At 57.2% G+C, this 26713-nt stretch carries 23 protein-coding genes; 6 read left to right on the top strand and 17 right to left on the bottom strand.

All coding sequences use genetic code 11. The features are described from left to right. Nucleotides 1-12: 12 nt before the first annotated feature. Both LZP73_RS09750 and LZP73_RS09745 read left to right on the top strand, forming a co-directional pair. Nucleotides 13-1515: a tryptophan halogenase family protein gene (locus LZP73_RS09750; protein ID WP_234235255.1), complete on the top strand. Its 1503-nt coding sequence runs from the start codon at nucleotides 13-15 to the stop codon at nucleotides 1513-1515. A 10-nt stretch (nucleotides 1516-1525) separates the two neighbouring features. Then, nucleotides 1526-2275, top strand: a complete 750-nt coding sequence (locus tag LZP73_RS09745) for a DUF6445 family protein (RefSeq protein ID WP_234234659.1) — start codon at nucleotides 1526-1528, stop codon at nucleotides 2273-2275. 99 nt (nucleotides 2276-2374) lie between these two features. Here LZP73_RS09745 and gabT read toward each other — a convergent pair whose 3' ends face one another. From gabT to LZP73_RS09695, 10 genes are all read right to left on the bottom strand, one after another. After that, entirely contained in the window at nucleotides 2375-3652 is a 1278-nt protein-coding gene (gabT, locus tag LZP73_RS09740) for a 4-aminobutyrate--2-oxoglutarate transaminase (protein ID WP_234234656.1), read from the bottom strand. Nucleotides 3653-3670: 18 nt separating this feature from the next. After that, entirely contained in the window at nucleotides 3671-5119 is a 1449-nt protein-coding gene (gene gabD / locus LZP73_RS09735) for an NADP-dependent succinate-semialdehyde dehydrogenase (protein WP_169564445.1), read from the bottom strand. 136 nt (nucleotides 5120-5255) lie between these two features. Next, on the bottom strand, nucleotides 5256-6542 hold the full coding sequence (locus tag LZP73_RS09730) for an NAD(P)/FAD-dependent oxidoreductase (protein WP_234234654.1): 1287 nt from the start codon (nucleotides 6540-6542) through the stop codon (nucleotides 5256-5258). A gap of 195 nt (nucleotides 6543-6737) precedes the next feature. Further along, entirely contained in the window at nucleotides 6738-7556 is an 819-nt protein-coding gene (locus LZP73_RS09725; protein ID WP_234234652.1) for an ABC transporter permease subunit, read from the bottom strand. A gap of 109 nt (nucleotides 7557-7665) precedes the next feature. Next, nucleotides 7666-8571 (bottom strand): ABC transporter permease subunit, encoded by a 906-nt coding sequence (locus tag LZP73_RS09720; protein ID WP_234234650.1) that lies wholly within the window; start codon nucleotides 8569-8571, stop codon nucleotides 7666-7668. After that, entirely contained in the window at nucleotides 8568-9704 is a 1137-nt protein-coding gene (gene potA, locus LZP73_RS09715; RefSeq protein ID WP_234234648.1) for a polyamine ABC transporter ATP-binding protein, read from the bottom strand. Before potA ends, LZP73_RS09720 begins: the two co-directional genes overlap by 4 nt. Nucleotides 9705-9794: 90 nt before the next feature. After that, a complete protein-coding gene (locus LZP73_RS09710) occupies nucleotides 9795-10901 on the bottom strand; it encodes a polyamine ABC transporter substrate-binding protein (RefSeq protein ID WP_234234646.1) in 1107 nt (368 codons plus the stop codon). A 324-nt stretch (nucleotides 10902-11225) separates the two neighbouring features. Next, nucleotides 11226-12581, bottom strand: coding sequence for a glutamine synthetase family protein (locus tag LZP73_RS09705; RefSeq protein ID WP_234234644.1), 1356 nt, complete (start codon nucleotides 12579-12581; stop codon nucleotides 11226-11228). Continuing rightward, the gene (locus LZP73_RS09700) at nucleotides 12574-13347 is read right to left on the bottom strand and encodes a gamma-glutamyl-gamma-aminobutyrate hydrolase family protein (protein WP_234234642.1); all 774 of its coding nucleotides are present in this window, start codon (nucleotides 13345-13347) and stop codon (nucleotides 12574-12576) included. Before LZP73_RS09700 ends, LZP73_RS09705 begins: the two co-directional genes overlap by 8 nt. A 365-nt stretch (nucleotides 13348-13712) precedes the next feature. Next, on the bottom strand, nucleotides 13713-14261 hold the full coding sequence (locus LZP73_RS09695) for a cupin domain-containing protein (RefSeq protein ID WP_234234640.1): 549 nt from the start codon (nucleotides 14259-14261) through the stop codon (nucleotides 13713-13715). A gap of 228 nt (nucleotides 14262-14489) precedes the next feature. Between LZP73_RS09695 and LZP73_RS09690 the strand changes: the two genes are divergently transcribed. Further along, nucleotides 14490-15797: an NAD(P)/FAD-dependent oxidoreductase gene (locus LZP73_RS09690; RefSeq protein ID WP_234235254.1), complete on the top strand. Its 1308-nt coding sequence runs from the start codon at nucleotides 14490-14492 to the stop codon at nucleotides 15795-15797. Nucleotides 15798-15834: 37 nt separating this feature from the next. Here the strand turns inward: LZP73_RS09690 and LZP73_RS09685 are convergent, their stop codons facing one another. The 5 genes from LZP73_RS09685 to LZP73_RS09665 form a co-directional block, all read right to left on the bottom strand. Further along, a complete protein-coding gene (locus tag LZP73_RS09685; RefSeq protein ID WP_234234638.1) occupies nucleotides 15835-16209 on the bottom strand; it encodes a hypothetical protein in 375 nt (124 codons plus the stop codon). A gap of 189 nt (nucleotides 16210-16398) precedes the next feature. Beyond that, entirely contained in the window at nucleotides 16399-17214 is an 816-nt protein-coding gene (locus tag LZP73_RS09680; protein WP_234234637.1) for a hypothetical protein, read from the bottom strand. Between the two features lie 49 nt (nucleotides 17215-17263). Further along, nucleotides 17264-18433, bottom strand: a complete 1170-nt coding sequence (locus LZP73_RS09675) for a hypothetical protein (RefSeq protein WP_234234635.1) — start codon at nucleotides 18431-18433, stop codon at nucleotides 17264-17266. A 1102-nt stretch (nucleotides 18434-19535) separates the two neighbouring features. Continuing rightward, nucleotides 19536-20177 carry a hypothetical protein gene (locus LZP73_RS09670; RefSeq protein ID WP_234234634.1) on the bottom strand — a complete coding sequence of 214 codons (642 nt, stop codon included), beginning with the start codon at nucleotides 20175-20177 and terminating at the stop codon, nucleotides 19536-19538. 367 nt (nucleotides 20178-20544) lie between these two features. Next, nucleotides 20545-21408 (bottom strand): sulfurtransferase, encoded by an 864-nt coding sequence (locus LZP73_RS09665; protein WP_234234632.1) that lies wholly within the window; start codon nucleotides 21406-21408, stop codon nucleotides 20545-20547. 185 nt (nucleotides 21409-21593) lie between these two features. Here LZP73_RS09665 and LZP73_RS09660 point away from each other — a divergent pair, with 185 nt between their 5' ends. Both LZP73_RS09660 and LZP73_RS09655 read left to right on the top strand, forming a co-directional pair. Further along, complete coding sequence (locus LZP73_RS09660) at nucleotides 21594-22814, top strand: hypothetical protein (RefSeq protein ID WP_234234630.1); 1221 nt, start codon at nucleotides 21594-21596, stop codon at nucleotides 22812-22814. 36 nt (nucleotides 22815-22850) lie between these two features. Beyond that, nucleotides 22851-23492: a Vgb family protein gene (locus LZP73_RS09655; RefSeq protein ID WP_234234628.1), complete on the top strand. Its 642-nt coding sequence runs from the start codon at nucleotides 22851-22853 to the stop codon at nucleotides 23490-23492. A 92-nt stretch (nucleotides 23493-23584) separates the two neighbouring features. Here LZP73_RS09655 and LZP73_RS09650 read toward each other — a convergent pair whose 3' ends face one another. Both LZP73_RS09650 and LZP73_RS09645 read right to left on the bottom strand, forming a co-directional pair. Next, nucleotides 23585-23977 (bottom strand): DUF3718 domain-containing protein, encoded by a 393-nt coding sequence (locus LZP73_RS09650; protein ID WP_234234626.1) that lies wholly within the window; start codon nucleotides 23975-23977, stop codon nucleotides 23585-23587. Between the two features lie 471 nt (nucleotides 23978-24448). After that, nucleotides 24449-25948: an aldehyde dehydrogenase gene (locus LZP73_RS09645; protein WP_234234625.1), complete on the bottom strand. Its 1500-nt coding sequence runs from the start codon at nucleotides 25946-25948 to the stop codon at nucleotides 24449-24451. A gap of 386 nt (nucleotides 25949-26334) precedes the next feature. Here LZP73_RS09645 and LZP73_RS09640 point away from each other — a divergent pair, with 386 nt between their 5' ends. Continuing rightward, nucleotides 26335-26679, top strand: coding sequence for a DUF3634 family protein (locus tag LZP73_RS09640; RefSeq protein ID WP_234234623.1), 345 nt, complete (start codon nucleotides 26335-26337; stop codon nucleotides 26677-26679). Nucleotides 26680-26713: the final 34 nt, after the last annotated feature.

The raw sequence follows: 26713 nt of genomic DNA, 5'->3' as shown, positions 1-26713 counted from the left end.
AGGACCGAGATGATGACAACAACAAAGAAAAGAGTCGTGATTGCCGGTGGCGGCACCGCAGGCTGGATGACGGCAGCGGCACTGAGTAAGCTGATGGGCAAACATCTGGACCTGGTTCTGGTCGAATCTGACGCCATAGGCACAGTGGGGGTGGGCGAAGCCACCATTCCGACGCTGCACATATTTCACCGCTTACTTGGACTGAAAGAACAGGAGGTGATGGCCGCCACCAACGCCACCTTCAAGCTGGGTATCGCCTTCGAGAACTGGCGCGACACAGGCAAAGACTATCTGCATTCCTTCGGCTTCCTGGGCAAGGATTGCTGGGCCTGCGGTTTTCAACACTTCTGGCTCAAGGGCAGGCAACTGGGCATGGTGGGCGACATAGGCGACTATTGCAGCGAGCATCTCGCCGCCCGTCAAGGCCGCTTTGCCGTGCTGCCCAACCAGGATTACAACCATGCCTACCACATGGATGCCAGCCTCTATGCCAAGTATTTACGTCAATTGGCGGAGCAACAGGGCATCAGGCGTATCGAAGGCAAGATCAGCCAGGTGCTGCAGCATCATGCCCCGGACAGTAAACTCAACGGCCACATAGAGGCCCTGGTGCTGGAAAATGGCGAACGCATCGCGGGCGATCTCTTCATAGATTGCACCGGCTTCAAGGCATTATTGATAGAGCAGACACTCAATACCGGCTTCGAAGACTGGGGCCATTGGCTGCCCTGTGACAGCGCCATCGCAGTACAGACAAAGTCAACGGCCACGCCTCTGGCCTACACCCGTTCCATCGCCCGTGAGTCCGGCTGGCAGTGGCGCATTCCGTTGCAAAACCGCACCGGCAATGGCCTGGTGTTTTGCAGCAAGTATCTGTCCGATGAGGCCGCCACCCAATTGTTGCTGGACAACCTCGACGCCGAGCCACTGAATCCGCCGCGGGTCATCAAGTTCAAGACAGGCACCCGCCGACTGCACTGGCACAAAAACTGCGTCGCCATCGGTCTGTCGAGCGGCTTCCTCGAGCCGCTGGAGTCCACCAGCATACACCTCATTCAGCGCAGCATTATTCGCCTGATGCAGCTCTTCCCCGCCAATGGCATAGTGCCGGCAGATGTCGATGAATTTAATCAACAAACCAAGACAGAGATAGAAAACATCCGCGACTTTATCATATTGCATTACAAGGTCACCGACCGCGAAGACAGCCGCTTCTGGCGTTACTGCAAGCAGATGACGATACCCGAATCTCTGCGGCATCGCATCGAGATGTTCGCTGACGGCGGCAAGGTATACAAGCATGGCAATGAGCTGTTCGGCGAAAGCTCCTGGATCCAGGTGATGCTGGGACAGGGCATAATGCCCAAACAATATCACCCGATAGTCGATGTGATGGAAGCAGCCGAATTAGACGCCTTTCTCAGCAACATAAGATCGACAGTGAAGCGCAAAGTCGATGCCCTGCCGCCCCATGCCGATTTCATCCGGCACTACTGTAAATCCAACCTGGGCTAGGTAAGAGACCATGACAGTATCCGAGCACAGCCAAGGTGCCGCCACAGCACAACAAGCCGGCAACGAGCCAAAGGTGCGGCTGACACCCCAAATTCTCTATCTTGGCCATGAGAAGACCCCGCTGATCATCATAGATAATTTTGCCGCGGATCTGACGCCACTGCGGAATTTCGCCCGCACCAGGGCCACATTTGCCGCCGATCCCGACTCCTTCTATCCTGGCGTTCGTGCTCCGTTGCCGCGGCCCTATGTGGAGGATGTGCTCAATCGGCTGTATAAGTTGCTCTATGAGGTGTATGAGATCCCGTCCAGGCAACGCATCCGGCTGCAGGCACTGCATTTCTCCCTGATCAGCACCAATCCCGAAGCGCTCAAGCCGCTGCAGCGCCTGCCGCACTTCGATACCCCACAGCCTCACTATTTCGCCTTGCTGCACTATCTCAACGACGGCCCCCATGGCAATACCGCATTTTTCCGCCATATCCCCACGGGCTTTGAGCGCATCGACGATTCGCGAATGCCGGCCTACTTTCAATCGGCGCAGCAGTTTGTCAGTCAAAATGCCACCGAGCCGCCCGGGTATTTTGTGCAGAGCAACGAACATTACGAGTTGTATCACCAGGTGGAATACCGCCCCAATCGCCTGCTGATTTACCCTGGTAACCTGTTGCATTCCACCTTGGTAGAGCCAGGCACGGACATAGATGCCAACCCGCAAACCGGTCGTTTGACCGCCAATATGTTCATCGAATTCAAGTGACCCAGCCCAAGGATGAGCTCTCCAGCCGAACGACAGACATAAAAAATCCCGCCCTGGGTGCCCCGGGACGGGATGCTTTTGCTGTGATCAGATACCCGGCTAGGGCTTGAGCACGGCCCCCAAACAGTCGCCGAGGATCGCCAGGCCTCTGTCTACCTGCTCATCAGGCGCTGTCAGGGGCACCAGGATGCGCAGCACGTTGCCATAGGTGCCGCAGGACAGGAGGATCAGGCCGCGCGCGCGCGCCTCGGCCAAGATCTCGGCACAATACTGGGGCGCCGGCTTGCCGTCTTGTATCAGCTCGACCGCCACCATGGCGCCCAGGCCCCGCACCTCGGCCAGCTGGGGAAAGCTGTCCTGCAGCTTGGCCAGTGCCGTTTTCAGCCTGAGTCCCAGGGCCCTGGCCCGCGCCAGCAGCTGCTCCTCTTCGAACACCTCGATCACCGCCAGGGCGGCGGCGCAGGCCAGCGGGCTGCCGCCATAGGTGCCGCCCAGGCCTCCCGGACCTATGGCATCCATCACCCTGGCACGGCCTGTGATCCCCGACAGCGGGAAGCCGCCGGCGATGGATTTGGCGAAACAGGTGATATCGGCGGCGACGCCCATCTGTTCCATGGCGAAGAAGGTGCCGGTGCGACCGGCGCCCGTCTGCACTTCGTCGGCGATCAGCATTATGCCTTCCCTGTCACACAGGGCCCGCAGGCGCTGCATGAACCCGGGCGAGGCCACATAGAAGCCGCCCTCCCCCTGCACAGGCTCGAGTATGATGGCGGCGATATCACTCGGCTCGGCATCATTCTTGAAAATCCGCTCTATGGAGGCCATGGCATCATCGTCGCTCACCCCGTGGAGCGCACAGGGGTATTGGGCACGAAACACGTTGGCCTGCATCAGCCCCATGCCCTTGCTGTAGGGGGCCACCTTGCCGGTCAGCGCCAATGCCGCCATGGTGCGCCCATGGTAGCCTGAGGTGAAGGCGATCACCCCGGCACGCTTGGTGTAGGCGCGCGCCACCTTGATCGCATTCTCTACCGCTTCCGAGCCACTGTTGAACAGCGCCGACTTCTTGGCGAACTCCCCAGGCACCAGCTGATTGAGCTTCTCGCATACCTGCACATAGCTCTCATAGCCCAGCACCATGAAACAGGTGTGGGAGAAGTTGTCCAGCTGGGCGGCGACCGCCGCCTTGACCTTGGGATGCAGATGGCCGGTGTTGAGCACGGCGATACCGCCGGCAAAGTCTATGTATTCACGTCCCTCCACGTCCCAGACAGTGGTATTCTCGGCCCTGGCGGTGAAGATGGGGTGAATTTGTCCGACACCGCCGGCCACGGCCGCCTGACGACGGGCCATCAAGGAATCATTGGTTGTTGCCATGGGATGCTCCTGGTGCTGTTATACCGACAGACAGATGTATTTCATTTCCAGATACTCTTCTATGCCATATCTGGAACCCTCGCGGCCCAGCCCGGAAGACTTGATGCCACCGAAGGGCGCCACCTCGGTGGAGATGAGCCCGGTATTGACCCCGACCATGCCGTATTCCAGCGCCTCGGCCACCTTCCAGATCAACGAAATATCCCGGCCGTAGAAATAGGCCGCCAGACCGAACTCTGTGTCGTTGGCCTGATGTATCACCTCATCGACCTGGTTGAAGCGAAACAGCGGCGCCAGCGGACCGAAGGTTTCTTCCCGCGCCACCAGCATGGAGGCGTCGACCTCCGTCAGTATGGTCGGCTCGAAGAAGTTGCCGCCCAGGGCATGGGGCTTGCCGCCGGCGAGCAGCTTGGCGCCTTTTTGCAGCGCATCGTCCAGGTGACGTTGCACCTTGGCCAGGGCATCGCTGTTGATCAAGGGACCCGTGGTGATCCCCGGCGCTATGCCCTCACCCACCTTGAGCTTGGCGACCGCCGCCGCCAGTTTCTGGGCGAAGGCCTCGTAGACCCCATCCTGCACATAGATGCGGTTGGCGCAAACACAGGTCTGGCCGGCGTTGCGGTACTTGGAGATCATCGCCCCCTCGACGGCGGCATCCAGATCGGCATCATCGAAGACGATGAAAGGCGCATTGCCGCCCAGCTCCAGCGACAACTTTTTCATGCTCGGGGCACACTGGGCCATCAGCTTGATGCCGACGGCGGTCGAGCCGGTGAAGGACAACTTGCGCACCAGGGGATTGCTGCACATCTCGTTGCCTATGGCGACGGCATCGCCTGTGATCACGTTGAATACCCCGGGCGGAATACCTGCCCTGTCGGCCAGCTCCGCCAGCGCCAGCGCGGTGAACGGCGTCTGCGGTGCGGGCTTGACCAGCATGGTGCAACCGGCCGCCAGGGCCGGGCCCGCCTTGCGGGTGATCATCGCCGCCGGGAAGTTCCACGGAGTGATGGCCGCCGTAACCCCCACTGGCTGCTTGATCACCAGCAGGCGCTTATCGTCCTGATGGCCGGGGATCACATCGCCATAGACACGCTTGGCCTCTTCGGCGAACCATTCGATGAAGGAAGCGGCGTAGGTCACCTCGCCCTTGGCCTCGGCCAGCGGCTTCCCCTGTTCTGTGGTCATCAGCAATGCCAGGTCGTCACTGTGCTCCAGGATCAATTCGAACCAGCGACGCAGTTTCAGCCCCCGCGCCTTGGCGCTCAGGGCACGCCACTCAGGCAGGGCGGCCTCGGCGGCCGCTATCGCCATCTCTGTCTCGGCGGCGCCCATCACAGGCACCTTGCCTATGGGCCTGCCGTTGGCGGGATTGCAAATCACGACAGTGTCATAGGAAATGGCATCACACCAGTTGCCATCTATATAGGCTTGCTCACGCAGCAAGTCAGGATCTGTTAACTTCACAAGCGACTCCTTGTTTCTCTCGCCGTCACCTCGGGTGCGGCCCATGTAGGGTGAAGCGGGCGCCGACGGCTGCCGGGCTTCACCCAGGTTATTTGTCTTATTCCTGGCCCTGCATGACCCCATGCCTGCTGCCGTCTCAGATGCCGAACTTATCCCTCAGGCTGTAGTACCAGGCGCCCAATGCACTGAAGGGCACCCGCAGCGCGTGGCCACCTGGGAAGGGATAGTGAGGCAGGCTGGCGAAGGCGTCGAACCGGGTCGCCTGGCCGTTGAGCATCTCGGCTATGAGTTTCCCCGCCAGATGAGTATAAGTCACCCCGTGGCCGCTGCAGCCCTGGGAATAATAGAGGTTTTGTCCTATGCGCCCCACCTGGGGCAGGCGCGACAGGGTCAGCAGGAAGTTGCCGCTCCAGGCATAGTCTATCTTCACTCCCTTGAGCTGAGGGAAGGTCTTGAGCATATTGGGCACTATGATGGACGCTATGTCGGCGGGATCCCGCGCACCATAGACCACGCCACCGCCGTAAATCAAGCGCTTGTCGCCCGACAGCCGGAAGTAGTCCAGCAGATAATTACAGTCTTCAACGCAGTAGTCCTGGGGCAGCAGGCGATGAGCCAGGTCCTCTCCCAGGGGCTCTGTGGCGATCACCTGGGTGCCGCAGGGCATGGATTTGGCCTGCAGCTCGGGCAGCAACTTGCCCAGATAGGCGTTGCCCGCCACCACCACGAACCTGGCCTTGACGCTGCCCTGGGCGGTATGCACCAAGGGAGTGGCCCCTTCCTCGATGCGGACCGCCGCCGAGTCTTCGAATATCTTGCCACCGAGGGACTCCACCGCCCTGGCCTCCCCCAGCGCCAGGTTCAGCGGATGCATGTGGCCGCCGCTCTTGTCCAGCATGCCGCCGATATAGCGTTCGCTGTCGACCAGGGCGCGTATGCCGTCGGCATCCAAGAGCTCGAGTTTGTCTCTGTGGCCATGGCGCTCCCACAGCTGTTTTTGCTGCCGCAGGTGGTTCAGCTGTTTCTGATTGAGCGCCGCAAATACCCCGCCATCCTTGAGATCGCAGTCTATGCGGTATTTGGCGACCCGCTCGCGTATGATACGCCCGCCTTCGAAGGCCATCTCGCCGAATAGCTTGCCCAGATCTGTGCCGACCAGCTTCTCTATCGTGTCTATGTCGCGACTATAGCTGTTGACTATCTGGCCGCCGTTGCGGCCGGAGGCGCCCCAGCCCACACGCGCCGCCTCCAGCACCACCACCCTGAAGCCGGTTTCCAGCAGGTGCAGCGCCGCCGACAGGCCGGTATAACCCGCACCTATGATGCAGACATCCGTCTCCAGGTTTTCCTGCAGCCGCGGGCGCTCACGCTTATCATTGGCACTGGCCGCATAATAAGATTCTGTATGGGGTATGGCTGGCATTTGGCTCCCTCAAGCGAATGTTCTGCATATAACACAATGACTTCATCCTACACCCAAGCCAGTGGGAACACTAGCCAGAAAGGCGTGATAATTTACACTTCGTTTTATATTTTTTACACACACATACTCGCCCCTGACCCCCGCCAACCTGGGATGCTGACGGCTGGCAGGACAAGCGCGCCGGCCCAAGAGCGGCTAGCGGCCGGCATGCCTGTCGCGGCGTTCGGAGCGGCGCGCCATATACCAGGAGAAGAAGGCGATCAGCGAGACGAAGAGGATGATCAGGGTCGCCAGGGCATTGATCTTGGGCGAGACCCCGAGCCTGACCGAGGAGAACACCACCATGGGCAGGGTCGTCGCCCCAGGACCCGAGGCAAAACTGGCGATCACCAGATCATCGAGCGACAGGCTGAAGGACAAGAGCCAGCCCGCCACCAAGGCGGGGGTAATCATGGGCACAGTGATCAGGAAGAAGACCTTGAGCGGGGTGGCGCCGAGATCCAATGCCGCCTCTTCTATCGACAAGTCCAATTCCCTTAGCCGCGACGCCACCACCACGGCGACATAAGAGGCGCAGAAGGTAGAATGGGCAATCCAGACTGTGAGCATGCCACGCTCCCTGGGCCAACCGAGCAGGTCCGCCATGTGCACGAACAGCAACAACAGGGAAAGGCCGGTGATCACCTCTGGCATCACCAGAGGCGCGGTGATCATGTTCGACAGGCTCATCTTGCCCCATGAGCGCTTGAAGCGGACCATGACGAAGGCCGCCATGGTGCCGAGGATCAGCGCCATGGTCGAGCTATAAAAGGCGATGCGTAAACTGGTCCAGACGGCATCCAATATCTGCTGGTCCCCAAGCAACTCGGCATACCACTTGGGCGAAAAGCCGCCCCAGACGGTCACCAGCTTGGATTCATTGAATGAATAGAGGATGAGGATCAACATGGGCGCATAGAGAAACACCAACCCCAGCCAGAGGACTGTCGAAGAAAACCCCAGCTTTCTTTTCATCGCTCCTTCTCCATGCTGCGGGACTGATATAGGTGAACCTCTGTATGACAGGGATGCTTACCTGCGCCAACATCAGCGAAGATCACCGAGGAAAACCTCAGCTTCCTTTTCATTGCTCTTTCTCCATGCTGCGGGACTGATAGCGATGAAACAGGGTGATGGGGATCAGCAGCAACACCAGCATGACGATCGCCAGCGCGGCGGCCACCGGCCAGTCGCGATTGTTGAAGAACTCCTGCCACAGCACCTTGCCTATCATCAGGGTGTCCGGGCCACCCAGGAGTTCGGGGATCACGAACTCGCCTACTGCAGGAATGAATACCAGCATGGAGCCGGCGATGAGCCCGCCCCTGGAGAGCGGTAGGGTTATCTTCCAGAAGGTGTTGAAGCTGCTGGAACCCAGATCGGCGGCGGCCTCCAGCAGGCTCATGTCCAGCTTGACCAAGTTGGCATACAGGGGCAACACCATGAAGGGCAGATACGCATAGACTATGCCTATGTAGACGGCCAGGTTGGTGTTGAGTATCTGCAACGGCTCGCCTATCAGCCCCAGCCACAGCAGTAAGTTGTTGATGAGCCCGGTGTTGCTCAGCAGCCCCATCCAGGCATAGACACGGATGAGGAAGGAGGTCCAGGAGGGCAGCATCACCAGGAGCAAGAGCACAGTCTGCTGCCGCGCCGGCGCCCGCGCTATGGCATAGGCCATGGGGTAGCCCAGCAGCATACAGCAGAGGGTGGACACCAGCGCCATCTTCAGCGAACTCAGGTAGGCCATGTAGTACAGGGAATCGTCCAGCAACAACAGATAGTTGCCCAGGTTGAGGAAGATCTGCAACGCCTCGTCGGCATAGTGGAAGGTCGGCTCATAGGGCGGAATGGCGATGACGGCGGTGGAGAAGCTGATCTTCAACACTATGGCGAAGGGCAGCGCAAAAAACAGCAGCAGCCAGACATAGGGCAGCCCTAGGGTCCAGAGTCGCCCCCCGGGCAATTGCAGCCTGAGGGGCGGCTTCATGTTCTCAATACCACGCCACTGGTGGCCTCCCAACTGATGTAGACCTCATCTTGCCATGTCGGGTATTCGGCGCGGCGTTCGCGGTTGATCATCTTGCACTGGACTAGCTGCTGGTTTTCCAGCTTGATATAGAACACAGAAATGCCCCCCAGATAGGCTATGTCATGCACCAGGCCCTTGGCCCAGTTGTACTCGCCCTCCGGCCTGTCACTGCTCATCAGCGTCTTCTCCGGCCGTACCGCCAGCCAGACATGGGCGTCGTCGACGCTGGTGGTCACCCCATGGCCTATGTAGAAGGGCTGGGACAGGCTGCTGGGCTTGATGATCACATGGTCCACTTCGTCCGTGACTATCTCGCCCTCGAACAGGTTAACCGTGCCTATGAATTCGGCAATCATACGGCTGTTGGGACTCTCATAGATATCCATGGGCGAGCCCGTCTGGGCTATCCAGCCGTCATGCATGATGGAGATCCGCCCCGCCATGGTCATGGCTTCTTCCTGATCATGGGTCACCATCACGCAGGTGACGCCGACGGCCTCGAGGATATCCACCACCTCCAGCTGCATCTGGGTGCGCAGCTTCTTGTCCAGCGCCCCCATGGGTTCATCCAACAACAGCAGCTTGGGACGCTTGGCCAATGAGCGGGCCAGCGCCACCCTCTGGCACTGGCCACCGGAAAGCTGGCTCGGCTTGCGCTTGGCAAAGGATTCCATCTGCACCAGCTTGAGCATTTCCTGCACCCGCCGGGTGATCTCGGCCTTGGGCAGCCTATCCTGCTTCAGGCCGAAGGCGATATTCTGTTCCACCGTCATATGGGGAAACAAGGCGTAAGACTGGAACATCATGTTGATCGGCCGCTCGTAGGGCGGCAGATCGGTAATGTCCTCACCATCGAGAAAGATGCGCCCGGCGCTCGGCTTCTCGAAGCCTGCCAGCAGCCGCAGCAGGGTCGACTTGCCGCATCCGGAGCCGCCCAGCAAGGCGAAGATTTCGCCCTTGTGGATGGTCAGGGACACCTCGTCCACGGCGCGCACATCATCGAATAACTTACTGACCCTCTCTACTTTGAGCAGTACTTGGGCTTGGGTCTTGGGGGGCGAATCATGGGTGATGCCCTGGCTGGTTTGCATAACACTTCTCCCCCCTATGTCATCGGGGTCTGCGACTTGGGATTCCAGATAGGCTAGTCCTGGGCTTGGCTGGGACCATGCCCCTGCGCCTTACCTGCCTGACTTGACCTTGGTCCAGACGCGGGTCATCACCCGCTGGATTTTCAATGGCCGGATCTCGCCTATGTAGAGCTTGCTCTGCACTTCCTTGGAGGGATAGATGGACGGGTCGTTGCGTATGGCCGCATCGACCAGCGCTTGGGCAGGATCGTTGGGATTGGCGTAGGACACATAGTTGGTGATGGAGGCGATCACTTCGGGGCGCAGCAGGTAATTTATGAAGGCCAGGGCATTGTCGGCATTGGCCGCATCGGCCGGGATGGCCAGCATGTCGAACCAGAGGTTGGCCCCCTCCTTGGGAATGGCATAACCTATCCTCTGGCCATTGCCCGCCTCTTTGGCCCGGGCCGCCGCCTGGAACACGTCGCCGGAGAAGCCGAAGGCCACGCATATGTCACCGTTGGCGAGATCCGAGATGTAGCGCGAGGAATGGAAGTAGGTCACATAGGGGCGGATCTTCTCCAGCACCTCACCCGCCTTCTCGTAATCCCCTGGCCTGGTGCTGTTGGGATCCAGCCCAAGATACAACAGGGCCTGGGGCACCATGTCGTCGGCCGAGTCCAGCATAGCCATGCCGCACTTGGCCAGCTTAGCGGCATACTTGGGGTCGAACATCAGCGCCATGGAATCGACCGGGGCGTCGTCACCCAGCACCGCCCTGACCTTGTCCAGGTTGTAACCTATGCCATTGGTGCCCCAGAGATAAGGCACGGCATACTCGTTGCCCGGATCTGCCTTCTGCAGCTGCTGCATCAATTCGGCATTGAGATTCTTGTAATTGGTCAGCTTGGACTTATCCAGCTTCATGAAGGCACCGGCCTTGATCTGCTTGGCCAGGAAGTGGTTGGAAGGCACCACTATATCGTAGCCGCTGCGGCCCGAGAGCAACTTGGCCTCCAGCACTTCGTTGCTGTCGAACACATCATAGATGGCCCTGATCCCCGTGGCCTGCCTGAAGTTATCCAAGGTATCTTCGGCGATATAGTCTGACCAGTTGTAGACACGCACTATTTTCTCATCTTCGGCCAGGGCCAGGCCCGCAGACAGCAGGCCCGCGGTCACCAGTGTCAGGATGGTCACTCGGTTGAATAGTTTCATGCTTTCTCCTTCCATCGGCTAGCGGCGGCGCCGGTTCTTCTGGTTACTGTTAATGCCGGCTCAAGCAACGCCCAGGCACTGCCCTTGCTGCCATCATTACCTCAGTCTAGAAGACAGGCGACACCCGGGTGCGGCAGTAGCGCGGTTAAATCTCAATCAGTTTCCATGCCAACTCTAGCGCCCCCGCCCATAAGGGCCAGATGCCGCGCTGCGTCTCCCGCCCATGCCGGCGACTGTCGCCGCGAGAAAACTAACAGCCACAGGTGTCGCCTGGGGCATGTGTGTCCAAAGGCGTGCATTGCTATCCCAGGTTCACCCGCAGCGCTATACCGTCAGGAGTAAAAATTCCCGCTCCCAGGAACTGACCACCCGCCTGAAGTTTTCCAACTCGGCCTGCTTGACCGCCACGAAGCCTGTGGTAAATGCCTCGCCCAGATACTGTTTGCAGGCAACACTGGCTTCCATCGCCGCCAGCGCCTCTTCCAGGGTCAGCGGCAGGTTGTGGGTGTTGTTGCTGCGGCTCTCATTGGCCTTGCCCTGCACCGGGGTCGAAGGCTTGAGCTTGTCGACCATGCCTATGTAGCCACAGAGCAGGCTGGCGGCGATGGCCAGATAACAATTGGCGTCGGCACCCGGAATGCGGTTCTCGATGCGGCGATTCTGTGGCGATGATTCGGGAATGCGCAGACCACAGGTGCGGTTCTCATCGCCCCACTCCAGGTTCACCGGAGCCGAGGTGCCAGGCAGGAAACGCCGGAAGGAATTGACACTGGGGGCCATCAGAGGCAACAGCTCGGGAATGAATTGTTGCAGTCCGCCTATGTAGCTGAGAAACAAGGAGCTCTTGGTGCCATCATCGTTGGTGAAGATATTCGTGCCCGTCTCCTTATTCAGCACGCTCTGATGCAGGTGCATGGCGCTGCCTGGCTCATTGGTCACAGGCTTAGCCATGAAGGTCGCACAGACATTGTGTTTCAGCGCCGCCTCCCTGAGGGTGCGTTTAAACACAAACACCTGATCGGCCAGCTCCAGTGGATTGCCGTGGCTGAAGTTGATCTCCATCTGCGCCGGACCATCCTCATGGATCAGGGTATCTATCTCCAGTCCCTGGGCCTCACACCAGTCATACATGTCTTCGAACAGGGGATCGTATTCGTTGGCGGCGTCGATGGAAAAAGACTGGCGGCCGGCCTCGGGGCGACCTGAGCGGCCGACCGGGGGCTTGAGCGGCAGGTCATGATCGTCGCTGCGGCTGGTCAGGTAGAACTCCATTTCCGGCGCCACCACGGGTTGCCAGCCTTGCTCATCGTAGAGCCTGAGCACTTTCTTGAGCACGTTGCGCGGTGACAGTTCTATGGGGTTGCCCATCTTGTCATAGGTATCGTGGATCACCTGCGCCGTGGCCTCGACCGTCCAGGGCAACAGGAACACGGCATTCTGATCAGGGACACAGTCGAAGTCGATATCGGCATCGTCGAGCAGCTTATAATAGGCCTCGTCGTCGACAAAGTCGCCGGTCACTGTTTGCAACAGCACACTCTCGGGCAGACGCATGCCCTTCTCGGCCAGGAACTTGTCTACCGGCGCTATCTTGCCGCGGGCTATGCCAGTCATGTCACTGATGACACACTCTACTTCCGTGATTTTCTTCTCTTTCAAAAAAGCGATTAGCTTATCCATATGATTTCACTCGCGCTGCTGCCCTGCGTCTGCATGCATCACCAAAGGCGTTGAAAATAGACAGATAAAAAGGATTTTCACTCACCTTCCATTCGGGATGCCATTGCACGCCAAGGGCGAATTCTCTTGCATTGGCGACGGAGAAAGCCTCCACCAGACCATCCGGCGCATACGCTTCCGGCCGCAACCCTGCACCCAAGCGCGCTACGCCTTGGGTATGGACAGAATTCACTTCTGCTGAGCTGCGGCCCCAGGCCTGGTGGATCAGTCCCCCGGGTTCCACCCTGATGCCGTGGGCCGGGCCGTATTGCACTTCCAATGGCGCCCTCTTGTCTTCCCTGTGTTCGATATAGGTCCCGGCCTCATGCAGCTTCTGCTGCAGGCTGCCACCGAACACCACATTCATCTCCTGGAAACCACGACAGATGCCGAGCACGGGAATGCCGGCATCTATGGCGGCGCGGATCAGTGGCAAAGTGCTGGCATCGCGTTTGGCATCGTGCAGGGTACCGGGCTCGCTCGCCGGACCTGCGTAATGCCGCGGCTCGACATTCGATGGCGAGCCGGTGAAGAGGAGGCCATCCAGGCGGGCAAGTATGGCGGAAATCGGCGCCCCTTCGCCGAGGGAAGGCACGACCAGGGGCCAGCCTCCGGCGCCCTCGACTATCGCCAACAGATATTTCTCACCAACAATATTAAAAGGATGCAGACCCAACGTCTGGTTGCAAGCCACAACCCCTATGATAGGAAGCTCAGCGCCCGACATATATCACCTTCAGCATAGCCATGAATATCATAATGAACACTTGCTCGTTTAATGTTCACTTTTTCACACAGTACACGGGAAAATTCGCCCAAGCAAGAGGTTATCCGAATGTTAACCACGAGGCTAACTGGCGATTATTCTTACACTTTAGCACTATGAGTTTAGATGATAATGCGCGGGCAGGCGGCGCCGCGCGGCCGGCGGATGTCGACCCAAGCGCGTCTGCTGCGCCCTGGCCAGGAGCCGAAAAAACACAGGGCGCCGCTTGAGTCGATATTCTTTACCTGGCCTATTTACCTGGCCTAAAGCCCAGGGAGCGCCGCCCAAGACGGGAGACAGAGAAGAGAGGGAAAAGCTTGCAACGCCTAGAAATTGGCCGGTGTGGTGGCGCTGACTAGGCAACAGGGTTCATCGAAGGGGTTACGGAATCTGTGGGGAGATTCGCTGTTGAAGTAATAGCTGTCACCCGCCTGCAGCAGGTACACTTCGTCGCCTACCGTGAGTTCCAACCGACCTGCTATCACCATGGCCGCTTCTTCACCTTGATGTTTAAGCATTTCTTCGCCGGTATCCGCGCCCGGCGGATAGGTTTCGCTCATCACGGACATGGCCCTGTTGGGGTAGTCACGGCCTATGAGCTTAAGCTCCAGTGGCCCTGTGCCTATGTCGAGCAACTCATCCGCACGGTAGACGACCTTGGGTTCGCCTATGGCAGCGGTTTCTATGGAGAAGAAATCCACCAGCGACATGGGGATCCCTGCCAGGACTTTTTTCAGCGAGCTGACCGAGGGACTGACACTGTTCTTCTCTATCATAGAGATAGTGCTGTTGGTTACCCCGGCGCGTTTGGCCAGTTCACGCTGAGATAAGCCTTTCATTTTTCGGACAGTTTTGAGGCTGGCTCCAATATCCAAATCCAACATCCCCCAAGAGGTTCCAAGCCTGGGCCCGGACAAAAATACTTGACTCCATGCCCTCGCGGGCACCCAACACCGGCACGACCCGGCATGGCCGAGTCACTCGGACCGAATTGTATTCTACACAAAAACTGTGTTAAATAAAACGAACACCTGTCAGTTAAAGTGTGCAAAAACTGACGAGTATACTGAGCTTTATGGGAAAAACAATTCTTGGAAACCATGATGCCACGCACGAGCCGGGTGCATAGCCACACCTACCCGGAATCCTATTATGTCGCCAGCGCCAATCCCTGGTGCGAACAGCCGCAGCTGAGCGAAAGCCTGGAGGTCGATGTCTGCGTGGTCGGGGGTGGCTTCAGCGGGATCAATACCGCCATAGAGCTGGCCCAGAAGGGCTTCGGCGTGGCCTTGCTCGAGGCCAAACGCATCGGCTGGGGCGCCTCCGGGCGCAACGGCGGCGAGCTTATCCGTGGCATAGGTCATGACCTGGCGCAATTCAGCAATGAAATCGGCCGCGATGGCGTACGCGCCATTCAGCAGATGGGCTTAGAGGCGGTGGAACTGGTCAAGCGACGCATCGCCGACAACAACATAGACTGTCATCTGCGCCTGGGCTATTGCGATCTGGCGGTCAAACCCAGGCACATGCAGGCGCTGGCCCGGGAGCAGGCGGCACTGCAGGATGCCGGTTACCTGTATAAAACCGAGTTACTGGACCGCAGCCGAGTCCACGGGGTGATAGGCTCGGATGCCTACCAAGGCGCCCTGCTGGATATGGGCAGTGGTCATCTGCATCCACTGAACCTGGTGCTGGGTGAGGCCGGAGTTGCCAAGGCACTGGGGGTAAAACTGTTCGAATACAGCGCGGCGGAGAAAATCATCAAGGGGGACAGACCCAGAATCCTCACCGCCAAGGGGGAAGTCAACTGCCGCTATCTGGTATTGGCCGGCAATGCCTACATGGGCCATAGGCTCGAGCCTTACATAGGAGGCAAGATCTTGCCCGCCGGCAGCTATTTGCTGGCGACCGCTCCCCTGAGTCAGGCCCAGTGTGACGCCATCATTCCACACGACATGGCGTTTGCCGACATGCGCATCGACCTGGACTATTTCCACCTGTCCCAGGACAGGCGCCTGCTGTTCGGCGGCCTATGCACTTACTCGGGCAAAGATCCCAAAGACATAGAGGCCGCCCTGAGACCCAGGCTGGAGCGGGTATTCCCCCGACTCAAAGGCGTGCGCATAGATTATCAATGGGGCGGCATGCTGGGCATAGGCGCCAACCGCCTGCCGCAGATAGGCCGTCTGCCGGACGCGCCCAATGTCCTCTATGCCCAGGCCTACTCTGGTCATGGGCTGAACGCCACCCATATGGCGGCCAGGCTCATCGCCGAGGCCCTGACCACCCAGGCGGAGCGCTTCGACATCTTCGCCAAGGTCCGGCACATAACCTTCCCCGGCGGCCCGGCGCTGAGATCCCCCATGCTGGCGCTCGGCATGCTGTATCACAAGTTCAAAGAGCTGTTTTAGCCCTGGTGCCAAGTGCGCCTTGACAACCTGGCATAAGTCATGGGTACACGGCATACATGAGGAAAACGCCGAACAAGAGCACCGACATGCCGGCCACGACGCGGTAGTCAGGGGCGAGCTTAATGGCCCATTCGAGCAGCTTGTGGAATCGGGTCTGTCCCATGAAAACCAGGGCCGAAGCGGCGACCAGGCTTATTGCCCCCAGGATCAGCAACACCAGCGGAAAGCGGCTGTCCGGCGCCCCCTGTATGAGTACGGCCCCGAGCAGCAGCCGGATCAAGATGGCAAAAAGATAGAGTCCGAACGAGCGCCCATGTCGAATGAGCAATCCGAACAGAGACTCGGGCCTGAACAACAACCAAGCACCGGCCAGGGCGATCAGGATCCCGAAGAGGAAAATCAGCAGACTCATAAACCAGCCCTCCCCCTTAGCAACAGAGCAAACAGAGCAACGACTAAAGCCCTAAATCATTGATCCTAATTATACTCCAGCGCAGGGTATCGCACCTGGGCAGGCGAAAAACTGTCGGCTTTCCCGCGAACGATGCGAACAGCATAGGCCGATCCTAGCCGACGGGCTAGGCACCTCAATGACGGAAGGCTATCGCGCCGCCAGCAGGTTATCGCTCGCCAGCAGCTCAAGCTTGTGCAGTTTAATCTGCTGCATCATAGGCTCGATAGCGGCCTCGGCATCCTTATACCAAGGTTTGGTATTGTCGGACATGTTGGTACTTAGGGTAAATTCAGCCATCAGATAATAATTATGCTCTAGCAAGGTTGCATATAGATATTTTTTAAAACCTGTTTCATTTTCTACGTGGAGTACCCATTCAGTCTGGTTAAAAGTAAACACCTCATATTCGGTGATCTTGGGGTAACCATAGTTTTGTATCTTTTTGGAGATTAGCTCCTGTTTTTCTTCCTCGGTGAAAGGTGTCGCCCGTCTGGCCGAATGTGCCTCCACATCATTCCTTATTTCAGTATTCCGACCGAGAGCATAATCGCCAACGACGGACGAATTATAGTAGCCATTATATTGATCCAATAATGCCCGCCCCAGTTCTGCAGCACTTTGAGGCTGTGGCTGGGTTGGCGCTAATTTCCCCAGTATCAGATTTAAACGTAAATCCCCCTGTTCACCGCGAAATGGCGTTTGTATCAAGGGCCAGAAATACCAGTACGCCTCATGTAGAGGTATATATTTTGAATGGCCAATTTGCCGATAATTATCCTCAAACCAATTCAGCTGTTCCAATGGATAGTTGACTATCTTGGCTCTCGGGGGCTTAGGTGGATTACAAGTCGGCAGCCGAAATGACAGCTTAAACTGCTCACCCAAATAGTAGTTTTCAGTAAATGTCTGATGAAAATCTGGGCCACCGCGATAGCGGCGCAATAATTTACGTAATAGTGCCATATAGCTGCCTTATTGGGTGAATATAGATCCTTGGCTCATAAGTTACCATCTAAGTGTGTTTTCCCATGTATTTCAAGACATCATTGGCACGCCTGTGATTTCCAGCAAAGCGCAACTGAGCATGATAGGACTCCAGGCCCAAGAAAGGCAACGTATGAGGGCTGGTCGTCTCGGAGCCAAGGAAGGTTAAGCCCATAAACTTCAAACTGCGGACCAGACTGCTGGGCGAAAGATCATTGGTCCCAGCCAAATTCGGCACTATATCGAAGGGATTACTGCGTTCATTGACGACAGTCATGCCCAGCGCTGTCGCGGCTTGCTTCAATCTGGGCAGCCAGGCCCCTGGTGAATGCACGACAACTTGGTGGCAAGTTAAGGCGCTGGTATAGCTTTTACGGTATTCCTCCAGGGCGGCGCTGAAAATGATCGCCCCCTGGCTATGCACCACCCACTTGGTTTTTTGGCCTTTCTGTTGCGTCTGTTGAAAAAGAGCCGCTAGGTGTTGCGCATTCTGTGACTTAGTGCCTTGGCGTTTATCGAACACACATTCAACCACATCGTAGAACATACGATCCGTGGGATTGTGGAACAAGGTATAGGTTTTAAAATCATCCTCTGGGTAGGCTACATCTAAGTGAGTCCCCATCAACCAGTTGGCTTTTAAAAGATCATTTTGCATGCCATTGACCGCCGCATGGAGAGTTCTCACCTGCGGAGTAGGTTCAGGTCTTCCCCAAGCCGCTTTGGTGTTTTTTAAGTCCTCGCCATCAAATGCCCCATCAAAACGACCGCCAATACGCTTCACTGTATACAGCATATTCCTTTCAAGGCTATGTCGCGTCTTGGCCCCCGTAACATCTGTATCGAAATAAATATCGTGGATGACGACTCGGCCATCAGCGGCAATTTTATAGTCAATCAAATAATGATAGGACTGGAATTGCTCCTTACTGCGCCACAGGCGTTTAAAGGGGAGCTTGCTGTGTTTGATTGAGCTGCAACTGCCGGGATTGTTGCAGACATGGGCGATCTCTTTCACTACCTTGCGCTGATCGAAGTGATTGAGATTTGCCAGCATGGCCAAAGCTTGCTGGGTAATGAAAATGCGGGCGCTTTTTAAACTGATGGGGTCGCAAGCTATACCATATGCCTGCGCGGTTTCGGCGTCTAAGCCAGTGTAATCGAATGCGGTTGTTTTCCCTGAATGCTTCCAAGCCATAGTAATTTACTCCATGTAATCCATTAAGTGCGACATATTAATGAATAATTTCAGGTAAATCCAACGTTAATGTCTGATAAAGAATCAAGGCAGCCATGTCACGCCTGCCCCCCCCTATGCCATAAGAAGCCCCCTTTCCCACGAAGTACACAGATAAAAATGCCGTGGCAGAGAATGCGGACATCCGCCACTCTCTAGTGAGCGCATAGCCGGAAGAGTACACCCACTCCCCCTCGGAGCGGCCGAAGGGCGTTGGAGCAGATGAGCGTGAACAAGGCATGGATGCCGAGCTAGCCTCAGGTGAGCCAGGGATGGCGAATATGAGGCGATAGCTCAGATGCCCATAGCCCGAGGAGTTGTCCGCTTCGTCGGGGCGTCATGGTGGATGCAAGGAGGATAGGACGAGCAGTCCTCCTTGCTCGGGTGTGGGCTGAAAGCCCACGACTTGACTCGTCTCATCCTGAGACTCGCCCCAGTGGGGCCAGCCATCGCTGTTCAAGCGATGTTCCAGACAAGCTTATCTCGGCTATGAGGCCGTTTTCTCAATCATGACACTCTCAATTGCGCATAGTGCTACCACTAATAAAGTGTTGCTGCAAAGTACGTTTGCAGCCAATCACCTGCCGTGGGAGCCGTGCAGGGATGCACCACTAATGTCACAATGACAGGGATGTCATAGAGCACCCCTTCGCACAGCTCTTATATCAGAAGCATCAATGACTCGCTGGTTCTTGATCTCAAAAGAGCCATCCCTGAGGGCACAACAGTACCTATCCAGGTGTACACATTGGCACTAAAGTCACTATAAATTTGCGTTCTTCGATCATTTTCCTGTAAAGAGCATTATGGATGCTGAGATGGTCACCTCGGTCTCAAAAACTGAAGACGTATATGATCACCTTACTAAACGCCGAAACTTGAATTCAGATAATAAGTGCTACGCTGTCTCGACGGTCGGTATCGCACCATGAACGGCTAAACCGGGTGAAGCTGCGGACCATCTTGATTGCCTGAAACAACGAGTGGCGTACATCCCTTGGCACCGAGGCCGAGGGACGGTCGAAGAAGACGGCTAAGCCCAATTAGTTTAAGTTGGCCCAAATTAAAAAATCAGTTCGGCATTGATACGCTGTCCAAGATATTCAATTGCCCGCAACGCCTTCATATCCATTTTCACTGTGCCGCACAGCACTAAATGAATCTTGTTGCGGCGCTCGTTTATCCGCGACAGCTCGCTCACAACCTCAGGTGCAAATTCCAACAGCCGGACATACTCTGTCTTGAGCAGCGTAGAGACGCTGAGGGTTTGTAGTAATAATTGAATATCTTCACGACGCTTAAGTTCAGCACGATAGGTGGAGAAGCTCACAGGCTTGCGGTTTTGCTGTTTGTGCAGGTTCGAGGGAGACTTAATCTTATGTATCAGATAACCACACTTCAGCAGGAACGCTTTGGCAAATAATTCGAACGCCGCCATTATCAGGATATCGTCTTCCAAATATCTGTAAAATTCTTGTTGGACGAGGCTGGCGTTAAGCGCCAAATCTCTGAAAGGCGGCTGGCTTTCGAATAATGTCTCAGAGAGTTCTCTAAGTAACTTGGCTTGTTCCAACTTACTGACGATTTTCGCGCGATCAAAAAGCGTTTTGGCATTCCGTGTTATCGCCTGGGTTTCCAAGCGAAGAGTTCCCCCATTTTTGTAGACATCAACAAAACGGTCGAACTCCGAGGAGCAAGAAGACATTTCAATACCACCTAGTGTCTACCATTATGAATGACAGCAGGCTTCCAAGTACCGAGCAAACTCTCACCCCATAGCCAATACCGGCAACCATAACAAGGGTGCCACCACAAGCGAACTGCCGATAACCAGCACCAGGGCAGTGGCGGCCACATGGCCGAAATAGACTGCAGGATTGGCAACTCGATGTCGCTGCAGTGTGAATAAAACAAGTGCGCCGGTTTCCCTGACGCCCTGCAGCCTGGGGATAACCCAATAGATCAATGGCTTGAGCGTGATAAGCAGGCAAGCAATTACAATGCAAGCAGGGACTTAGCTTAGCGTTCCAGGCTCGCCTGGCTGTGCCTAAGCTGCCAGGCGCCATGCTGCCTCATTCTCCCTGGTCCGTCTCGAGCGGCAGGGCGTGATTGCTGCCCCAGTCGGCCCAGGAGCCGTCATAGAGTACGGCATGACCATAACCTGCAGCCTCCAACGCCAGGATCAGGATACAGGCGGTGATCCCCGAGCCACAGCTGCAGATGCACCTCTTGCCTGCATCTGCATCATCGCCGCTCAGCTCGGCGAAGCGCCGGCGCAACTCGGCAACCGGCCTGAGCCTGTAACCGTCCAGCACCTCGGCGAAGGGCAGATTGTGGGAATGGGGAATATGCCCGGAGCGCACCCCGGCCCTGGGTTCGGGCGCCTTGCCCTGGAAACGCGCCGCGCCGCGGGCATCGAAAATCGCCGTGCCGGCATCATCCAGCCGCCTGAGCACCTCGGCCGAATCACACACCAACTGCGGCCGGTAATGACCTACGGCATTGCCCTTGGCAGTCTCGTCGACGGCCTGATACTCATTCACGGTTTTGCGGCCCTCGGCCAGCCATTGGGGCAGGCCGCCATTGAGCACAAAGACATTGTCAAAGCCCATCACCCTGAAGGTCCACCAGGCGCGGGGCGAAGAGTAGATCCCCTGGTTGTCATAAATCACCACCAGGCTGTCCGGCGCTATGCCCAGCGCCTGTATGCCCAGACTGAATTGCGCCTCGGTTGGCAGGGCGTGAATTTGGCTCGACTGCAAATCGCAGAATTGGCGCTCCAGCTCGAACCTGCGCGCCCCTGGGATGCACACCAGCCGGTCGTAGATCAGTGGCTCCTTGCCTATGACGGTATCCATGCTGGCATCGAGCAACACCAGCTTCTCATCTTGCAGATGGGCCTCGAGCCAGGCCGTGCTAACCAATGGATAGTTCATGGTATCTCCTTGTTGCATTTCATTTAGTTAACATAACCTAATGCGGCGGCAGATGACACCCTGCTGACCGCACCGCGCCCTGAGTCTCACTCTACCCATGGGCTCACACTTGTACTCATTAACTGTCGTGAGCTAGATTAGCAAGGGCACCGAAGGATGGGAGTAACGCGCATGACAGGATACCCATGGACTCACTGATCACAGCCGCAGCACTGGCCTTGGCCGCAGGTGATCCCCTCGGCGCCCTGAAGCGGGTCGCCCTGCGTGACGACGCACCGGCGCTGGCGCTGCGCGGCATTGCCATGGCACAGCTCGGCGATATAGTGCGAGCCAGGGAACTGTTGCGCAGTGCGGCGCGCACCTTCGGGTCGAAGCAGTCTGTGGCCCGCGCCAGGTGTGTGGTCGCCGAAGCCGAGATAGCCCTGATCTCACGCGATCTCGGCTGGCCCGCCAAGACGCTCGACGCCGCGCGAGCAACCCTGCAGAGACACGGCGACTACATCAATGCCGCCTATGCACTGCATCTCAAGAGTCGGCGCCAACTCCTCATGGGGCGCCTCGACGAAACCGAACAGACACTCGCCCAGCTGGACTCAGGGCACTTCCCACCCGCCTTTGCAGCCGCCCACGAGCTGGTTGTTGCAGGGCTCGCGATACGCCGCCTGCAGACTAAGGCGGCACGAATGGCACTCAAGCGAGCCGAAGACGCCGCACACCAAGCACATAACCCGCTACTGACGGCGGAAGCAAGAAGCGCAGGTCTTCTCTTGGACACCCCGGCCGCGCGCCTGATTGCCCATGGCGAAGAACGGCTCCTGCTGCTTGAGGACGTAGAGGCGTTGCTGGCATCCAAGGCCTTGATAGTGGACGCCTGCCGTCATCTGGTGCGGGATAGGCGCAACCGGGTTTGTCTGGCAACACGCCCTGTGTTATTCGCCCTCGCCCGGGTGCTGGCAGAAGCTTGGCCCGAGGACGTTCCCAGGGACGCGCTGATCGCGCACGCCTTCAGATTGACGCCTGCCGATGAGTCCCATAGAGCACGCTTACGGGTTGAACTCGGGCGGCTGCGCACCGCCCTCGGGCCCCTTGCCGGGGTGAGCGCAACCAAACGGGGCTTTATCCTGCGGCCGCACAATACCGACGAGATACTGGTATTGGCACGGCCCATTGAAGATAAACATTCGCAGATACTCGCCTTGCTCGCCGACGGTGAAGCCTGGTCGAGCTCGGCACTCGCCCTGGTGTTGGGAACCAGTCAGCGCACTGTGCAACGCTCGCTCGACTCGCTCGCGGCGGCGGGCAAGGTGCACGCTTTCGGGCGCGGGCGGGCGCGTCGTTGGCTGCTCCCCTCGGTGCCGGGATTCACGACAACTTTGTTACTCCCGGGTCCATTGCCGAGCGACTAGAATTGGGGCGTAGAATCGAACCATAAGGAGCAACACATGAAACCAAGAACGGCCGAAATCATCTGTGAGTACGGACCTTTTCCCGGTGTCGATGACGTGCATGGAGTCAGCTATGACGGCCGGCAAGTCTGGTTTGCATCGGGAGACAGGCTCAACGCCCTGAGTCCTGCAACTGGGCAAACGCTGCACTCTATCCCTGTCCCGGCCCATGCGGGGACGGCTTTCGATGGCCAACATCTGTTCCAGATCGCCGAAGACCGCATCCAGAAACTCGATCCGGACACGGGTCGGGTACTCGCCACCATCCCGGCACCCGATGGCGGCAACTCGGGGCTCGCCTGGGCCGAAGGGACGCTCTGGGTGGGACAGTATCAGAATCGGAAGATACATAGAGTCGACCCGGAAACAGGGAAGATCCTCAGTACCATAGAATCCAATCGCTTCGTGACCGGAGTCACCTGGGTTGACCACGAACTCTGGCACGGCACCTGGGAAGATGATGAGAGCGAGTTGAGGCGAGTGGATGCTCAGACCGGAGAAGTGCTGGAGCGGCTGGCGATGCCCAGGGGGATCCGCGTGTCTGGGCTGGAGTCTGACGGCGATACCCGTTTCTTTTGTGGCGGCGGAAGCACAGGCAAGCTGAGAGTCGTTCGCCGTCCGGGGAGCAGCCGGGAATAGGCATGGGCAAACCCGTTAGTTGAGCGGCTCCTGCGGCGGAGTTGCGATTGAAAAAAGCCTGAAGCCCATGCCGGCTTCAGGCTATCATCCTCCTATCTTGCAGATACATAAACAAAAACGGTTTCATTATCATCTGCTTTGTGGCCGGGCACTGCGGCAATGTCATGGATGGTGACCCTTTCTTTGACCTTATTGTAACTTCTGGTATATCGATTCAAATAGGCGTACGAATCCATGGCGCCATAACGATAGGCAAATTGGGTCAGACTCATGTCATTACAAATGATGTTATTAGTCGTAAATCTTAAAAGAGGACTGTAAGCATTCATCTGAAGCCGAAGTTTGGGCTGTTGATTACTGCCAGCCGAAACACAAATTTTTGTTTCTGGTTTATGATTTGCAGCCACGAAAACATAATTTTCAGCTTGTGTATCAATCGCCCAACCACTCAGTAGCAATGTAGAAATAACAAGGTAAGATTTCATCTCAACCTCCAATATCATCAATGCGATAGCCGATTTCATTTCACAACCAACCAATACTTGCCATCTTGTCCCTGCGCATTAAGGCCATAACACAAGAGTAGGTGCCACAATCACCAACCATTTGATTACCCGGCGATTGTTTCCAGCATATCGAATATTGCCCAATTGATGGAACGCTATACAGCAGGCATAGATAGCCTATAAAGTATAGTGGCGACAGGGGAACATAATGAAGCAGCAGGAAGTGCATATGGTGACAATGTATTGCCAAAGGTAACAATATATTTCCTCGGCTATTGGCATGGATTTCAGGCCATGCCATTCGAGCCGGCTATCGAGCATGCCGCAGGCTATTAGGCATGCGGTTAAGGCATCCCGCAGTGAACCGCTAAAGCGGCTGACATGTATCCCTTAACACCAGGCCAAGGGATACAAGAAATGGTCGAAGCCGGGTCAGAGCGGGTTCAAAAATTAGTTCAAGGCTATCCAGGTCGCCTTGATCTCTGTGTATTTATCAAAGGCATGTAAGGACTTATCCCTGCCGTTGCCGGACTGCTTATAGCCACCGAAGGGCGCCGTCATGTCGCCACCATCATAGTGGTTTATCCACACCATGCCGGCACGCAAGGCCTTGGCCGTCTTGTGGGCCTTGTTGATGTCCGAGGTCCAGACCCCGGCCGCCAGGCCATAGATGCTATCGTTGGCTATCGCTATCGCCTGCTCCATGCCGTCGAACGTGATGACTGACAATACCGGGCCGAAGATCTCTTCACAGGCGATTTTCATCCTGTTATGCACCCCGGAGAAGATGGTCGGCTGCACATAGAGGCCGCCGGTTTCCGCCAGCACCCGGGCGCCGCCCTGCACCAGGCTGGCTCCCTCGTCCCGCCCCGCCTGAATGTAACCCAGCACCGTCTCCAGCTGCTGCTTATCCACCAGGGCACCACAGGTGGTGGCGGGATCGAGCGGGTGCCCAGGCTGCCAGGCCTGCAGCTCGGCGGCGATGAGGCGAACAAGCTCGTCCTTGACCCCGGACTCCACCAAGAGGCGCGAGCCTGCGGTGCAGACTTCCCCCTGGTTGAAGGCGATGGCCGAGGCTGCGGCTACGGCGGCAGCCTTCAGATCCGGGGCATCGTTGAAGACGATATTCGGACTCTTGCCGCCCGCCTCCAGCCACACCCGCTTCATGTTGGATTCACCCGCATAGATCATCAGCTGCTTGGCGGTCCTGGTCGAGCCGGTAAACACCAGGGTATCCACGTCCATATGCAGCGCCAGCGCCTTGCCGACGCTATGGCCGAAGCCGGGCAACACGTTGAGCACCCCGGCGGGGATCCCGGCTTCGATAGCCAGTTGCGCCAGGCGAATGGCGCTCAAGGGGGATTTTTCCGAGGGTTTAAGCACCACGCTGTTGCCGCTGGCAAGCGCCGGCCCAAGTTTCCAGCAAGCCATCAGCAGGGGAAAATTCCAGGGGACTATCGCCGCCACGACCCCCACAGGCTCGCGGGTGATCATGCCTATCTCGTTGTGGGCCGTGGGGGCAATCTCGTCATAAATCTTGTCTATGGCTTCACCGGACCAACGCAGTGCCCTGGCGGCCCCCGCCACATCCACCGCCCTGGCGTAACGTATGGGCTTGCCCATGTCGAGGGTTTCCAGCAGCGCCAGTTCGTCGGCATTGGCCTCGAGCAAGTCGGCGAAGCGGATCATCACCTGCTTGCGCTTGACCGGTGCCAGTCGTGACCAGCTGCCGGCATCGAAGGCCGCCCGGCCACTGGCAACGGCGAGGTTGGCATCTTCCAGATCGCAGCTGGCCACCTTGGCCAGGATGCGGCCATCTATGGGGCTGATACAGTCGAAACTCGCCCCGGAGGCGGCCTCCAGATAATGCCCATCGATGAAGGCCTGCCCTTGAATGCTCAAGGTGTCCGCCAGGCTCTCCCAATCGCGGCGGCTTTTCTGTGTGCTCATGATGACCTCTTACTGATAAATGCTATGGGATGACATGAGCCGGTGACGGCTTGGCTCACCCGAGTCGATGACTCCAGAATAGTCGTACCCCAAGTCTGAATTCAATATTTTTTACAAGTATGTATTTACTGCGACAAAAATCGGCACAAACACTCTTTGTGTTCGTTATTTTTGACATGAGATGGCGAATATACCGAGTCCTGGCGCCGACCCTGGCCGGGGGCGGTTTCCTGTTGCCAAGACGGCTAAGCTCGGAAAAAAACCAGATGAAACAGCGAGTCACAGAGAAATCGCTGCCGGCATGCAGGAGAAATTTCTCCTCGAGATACTGTTCAAATCCGCTGCGCCGGAGTATGGTTAAATCAGTCCATTTGGCAGGAGCTGACATGACCCCTATCTTAATTAAAATTGGCTTTATCGCCTTAGCCATCTTCCTGGTATACAAGTTGATCTTCAGCAGCAAGCAGGCGTTAACCTTGTTCGAGATGCACTTCAAGAAGGGCAGGATGACGTCCCACAAGGGTAAGATCCCGGAAAAATTCGAACGCGACTGCCGCAACATCGCCAAGGCGGAAAAACTCAGCTGCACCATCAGGGCCGAGAAGGCGGGTGACGTGCGCCTGCATGTGTCGGCCAATGTCAGTGACAACACCACCCAGATGATACGCAACCTCTTCCCGTTCGAGTATTACGATAAAAAATCCACGGACAACAGCAAACTCACGGGCTGAATTCGCCCGCAAGCCAGCACATGACTAAAGAGCA

Source organism: Shewanella sp. AS16, assembly GCF_021412365.1.
GTDB classification, from domain to species: domain Bacteria; phylum Pseudomonadota; class Gammaproteobacteria; order Enterobacterales; family Shewanellaceae; genus Shewanella; species Shewanella salipaludis.
This window is presented reverse-complemented; position numbering and strand designations above follow the sequence as displayed.

What these genes read in the sequence shown, in the direction of transcription:
- LZP73_RS09685 (WP_234234638.1), bottom strand. Translation starts at nt 16,209, where the DNA reads ATGAGTCTGCTGATTTTCCTCTTCGGGATCCTGATCGCCCTGGCCGGT.
- LZP73_RS09680 (WP_234234637.1), bottom strand. Translation starts at nt 17,214, where the DNA reads ATGGCACTATTACGTAAATTATTGCGCCGCTATCGCGGTGGCCCAGAT.
- LZP73_RS09700 (WP_234234642.1), bottom strand. Translation starts at nt 13,347, where the DNA reads ATGTCGGGCGCTGAGCTTCCTATCATAGGGGTTGTGGCTTGCAACCAG.
- LZP73_RS09705 (WP_234234644.1), bottom strand. Translation starts at nt 12,581, where the DNA reads ATGGATAAGCTAATCGCTTTTTTGAAAGAGAAGAAAATCACGGAAGTA.
- LZP73_RS09725 (WP_234234652.1), bottom strand. Translation starts at nt 7,556, where the DNA reads ATGAAAAGAAAGCTGGGGTTTTCTTCGACAGTCCTCTGGCTGGGGTTG.
- LZP73_RS09730 (WP_234234654.1), bottom strand. Translation starts at nt 6,542, where the DNA reads ATGCCAGCCATACCCCATACAGAATCTTATTATGCGGCCAGTGCCAAT.
- LZP73_RS09710 (WP_234234646.1), bottom strand. Translation starts at nt 10,901, where the DNA reads ATGAAACTATTCAACCGAGTGACCATCCTGACACTGGTGACCGCGGGC.
- LZP73_RS09745 (WP_234234659.1), top strand. Translation starts at nt 1,526, where the DNA reads ATGACAGTATCCGAGCACAGCCAAGGTGCCGCCACAGCACAACAAGCC.
- LZP73_RS09655 (WP_234234628.1), top strand. Translation starts at nt 22,851, where the DNA reads ATGAAACCAAGAACGGCCGAAATCATCTGTGAGTACGGACCTTTTCCC.
- LZP73_RS09670 (WP_234234634.1), bottom strand. Translation starts at nt 20,177, where the DNA reads ATGTCTTCTTGCTCCTCGGAGTTCGACCGTTTTGTTGATGTCTACAAA.
- LZP73_RS09645 (WP_234234625.1), bottom strand. Translation starts at nt 25,948, where the DNA reads ATGAGCACACAGAAAAGCCGCCGCGATTGGGAGAGCCTGGCGGACACC.
- gabT (WP_234234656.1), bottom strand. Translation starts at nt 3,652, where the DNA reads ATGGCAACAACCAATGATTCCTTGATGGCCCGTCGTCAGGCGGCCGTG.
- potA (WP_234234648.1), bottom strand. Translation starts at nt 9,704, where the DNA reads ATGCAAACCAGCCAGGGCATCACCCATGATTCGCCCCCCAAGACCCAA.
- LZP73_RS09650 (WP_234234626.1), bottom strand. Translation starts at nt 23,977, where the DNA reads ATGAAATCTTACCTTGTTATTTCTACATTGCTACTGAGTGGTTGGGCG.
- LZP73_RS09640 (WP_234234623.1), top strand. Translation starts at nt 26,335, where the DNA reads ATGACCCCTATCTTAATTAAAATTGGCTTTATCGCCTTAGCCATCTTC.
- LZP73_RS09660 (WP_234234630.1), top strand. Translation starts at nt 21,594, where the DNA reads ATGGACTCACTGATCACAGCCGCAGCACTGGCCTTGGCCGCAGGTGAT.
- LZP73_RS09675 (WP_234234635.1), bottom strand. Translation starts at nt 18,433, where the DNA reads ATGGCTTGGAAGCATTCAGGGAAAACAACCGCATTCGATTACACTGGC.
- LZP73_RS09690 (WP_234235254.1), top strand. Translation starts at nt 14,490, where the DNA reads ATGCCACGCACGAGCCGGGTGCATAGCCACACCTACCCGGAATCCTAT.
- LZP73_RS09750 (WP_234235255.1), top strand. Translation starts at nt 13, where the DNA reads ATGACAACAACAAAGAAAAGAGTCGTGATTGCCGGTGGCGGCACCGCA.
- LZP73_RS09665 (WP_234234632.1), bottom strand. Translation starts at nt 21,408, where the DNA reads ATGAACTATCCATTGGTTAGCACGGCCTGGCTCGAGGCCCATCTGCAA.
- LZP73_RS09720 (WP_234234650.1), bottom strand. Translation starts at nt 8,571, where the DNA reads ATGAAGCCGCCCCTCAGGCTGCAATTGCCCGGGGGGCGACTCTGGACC.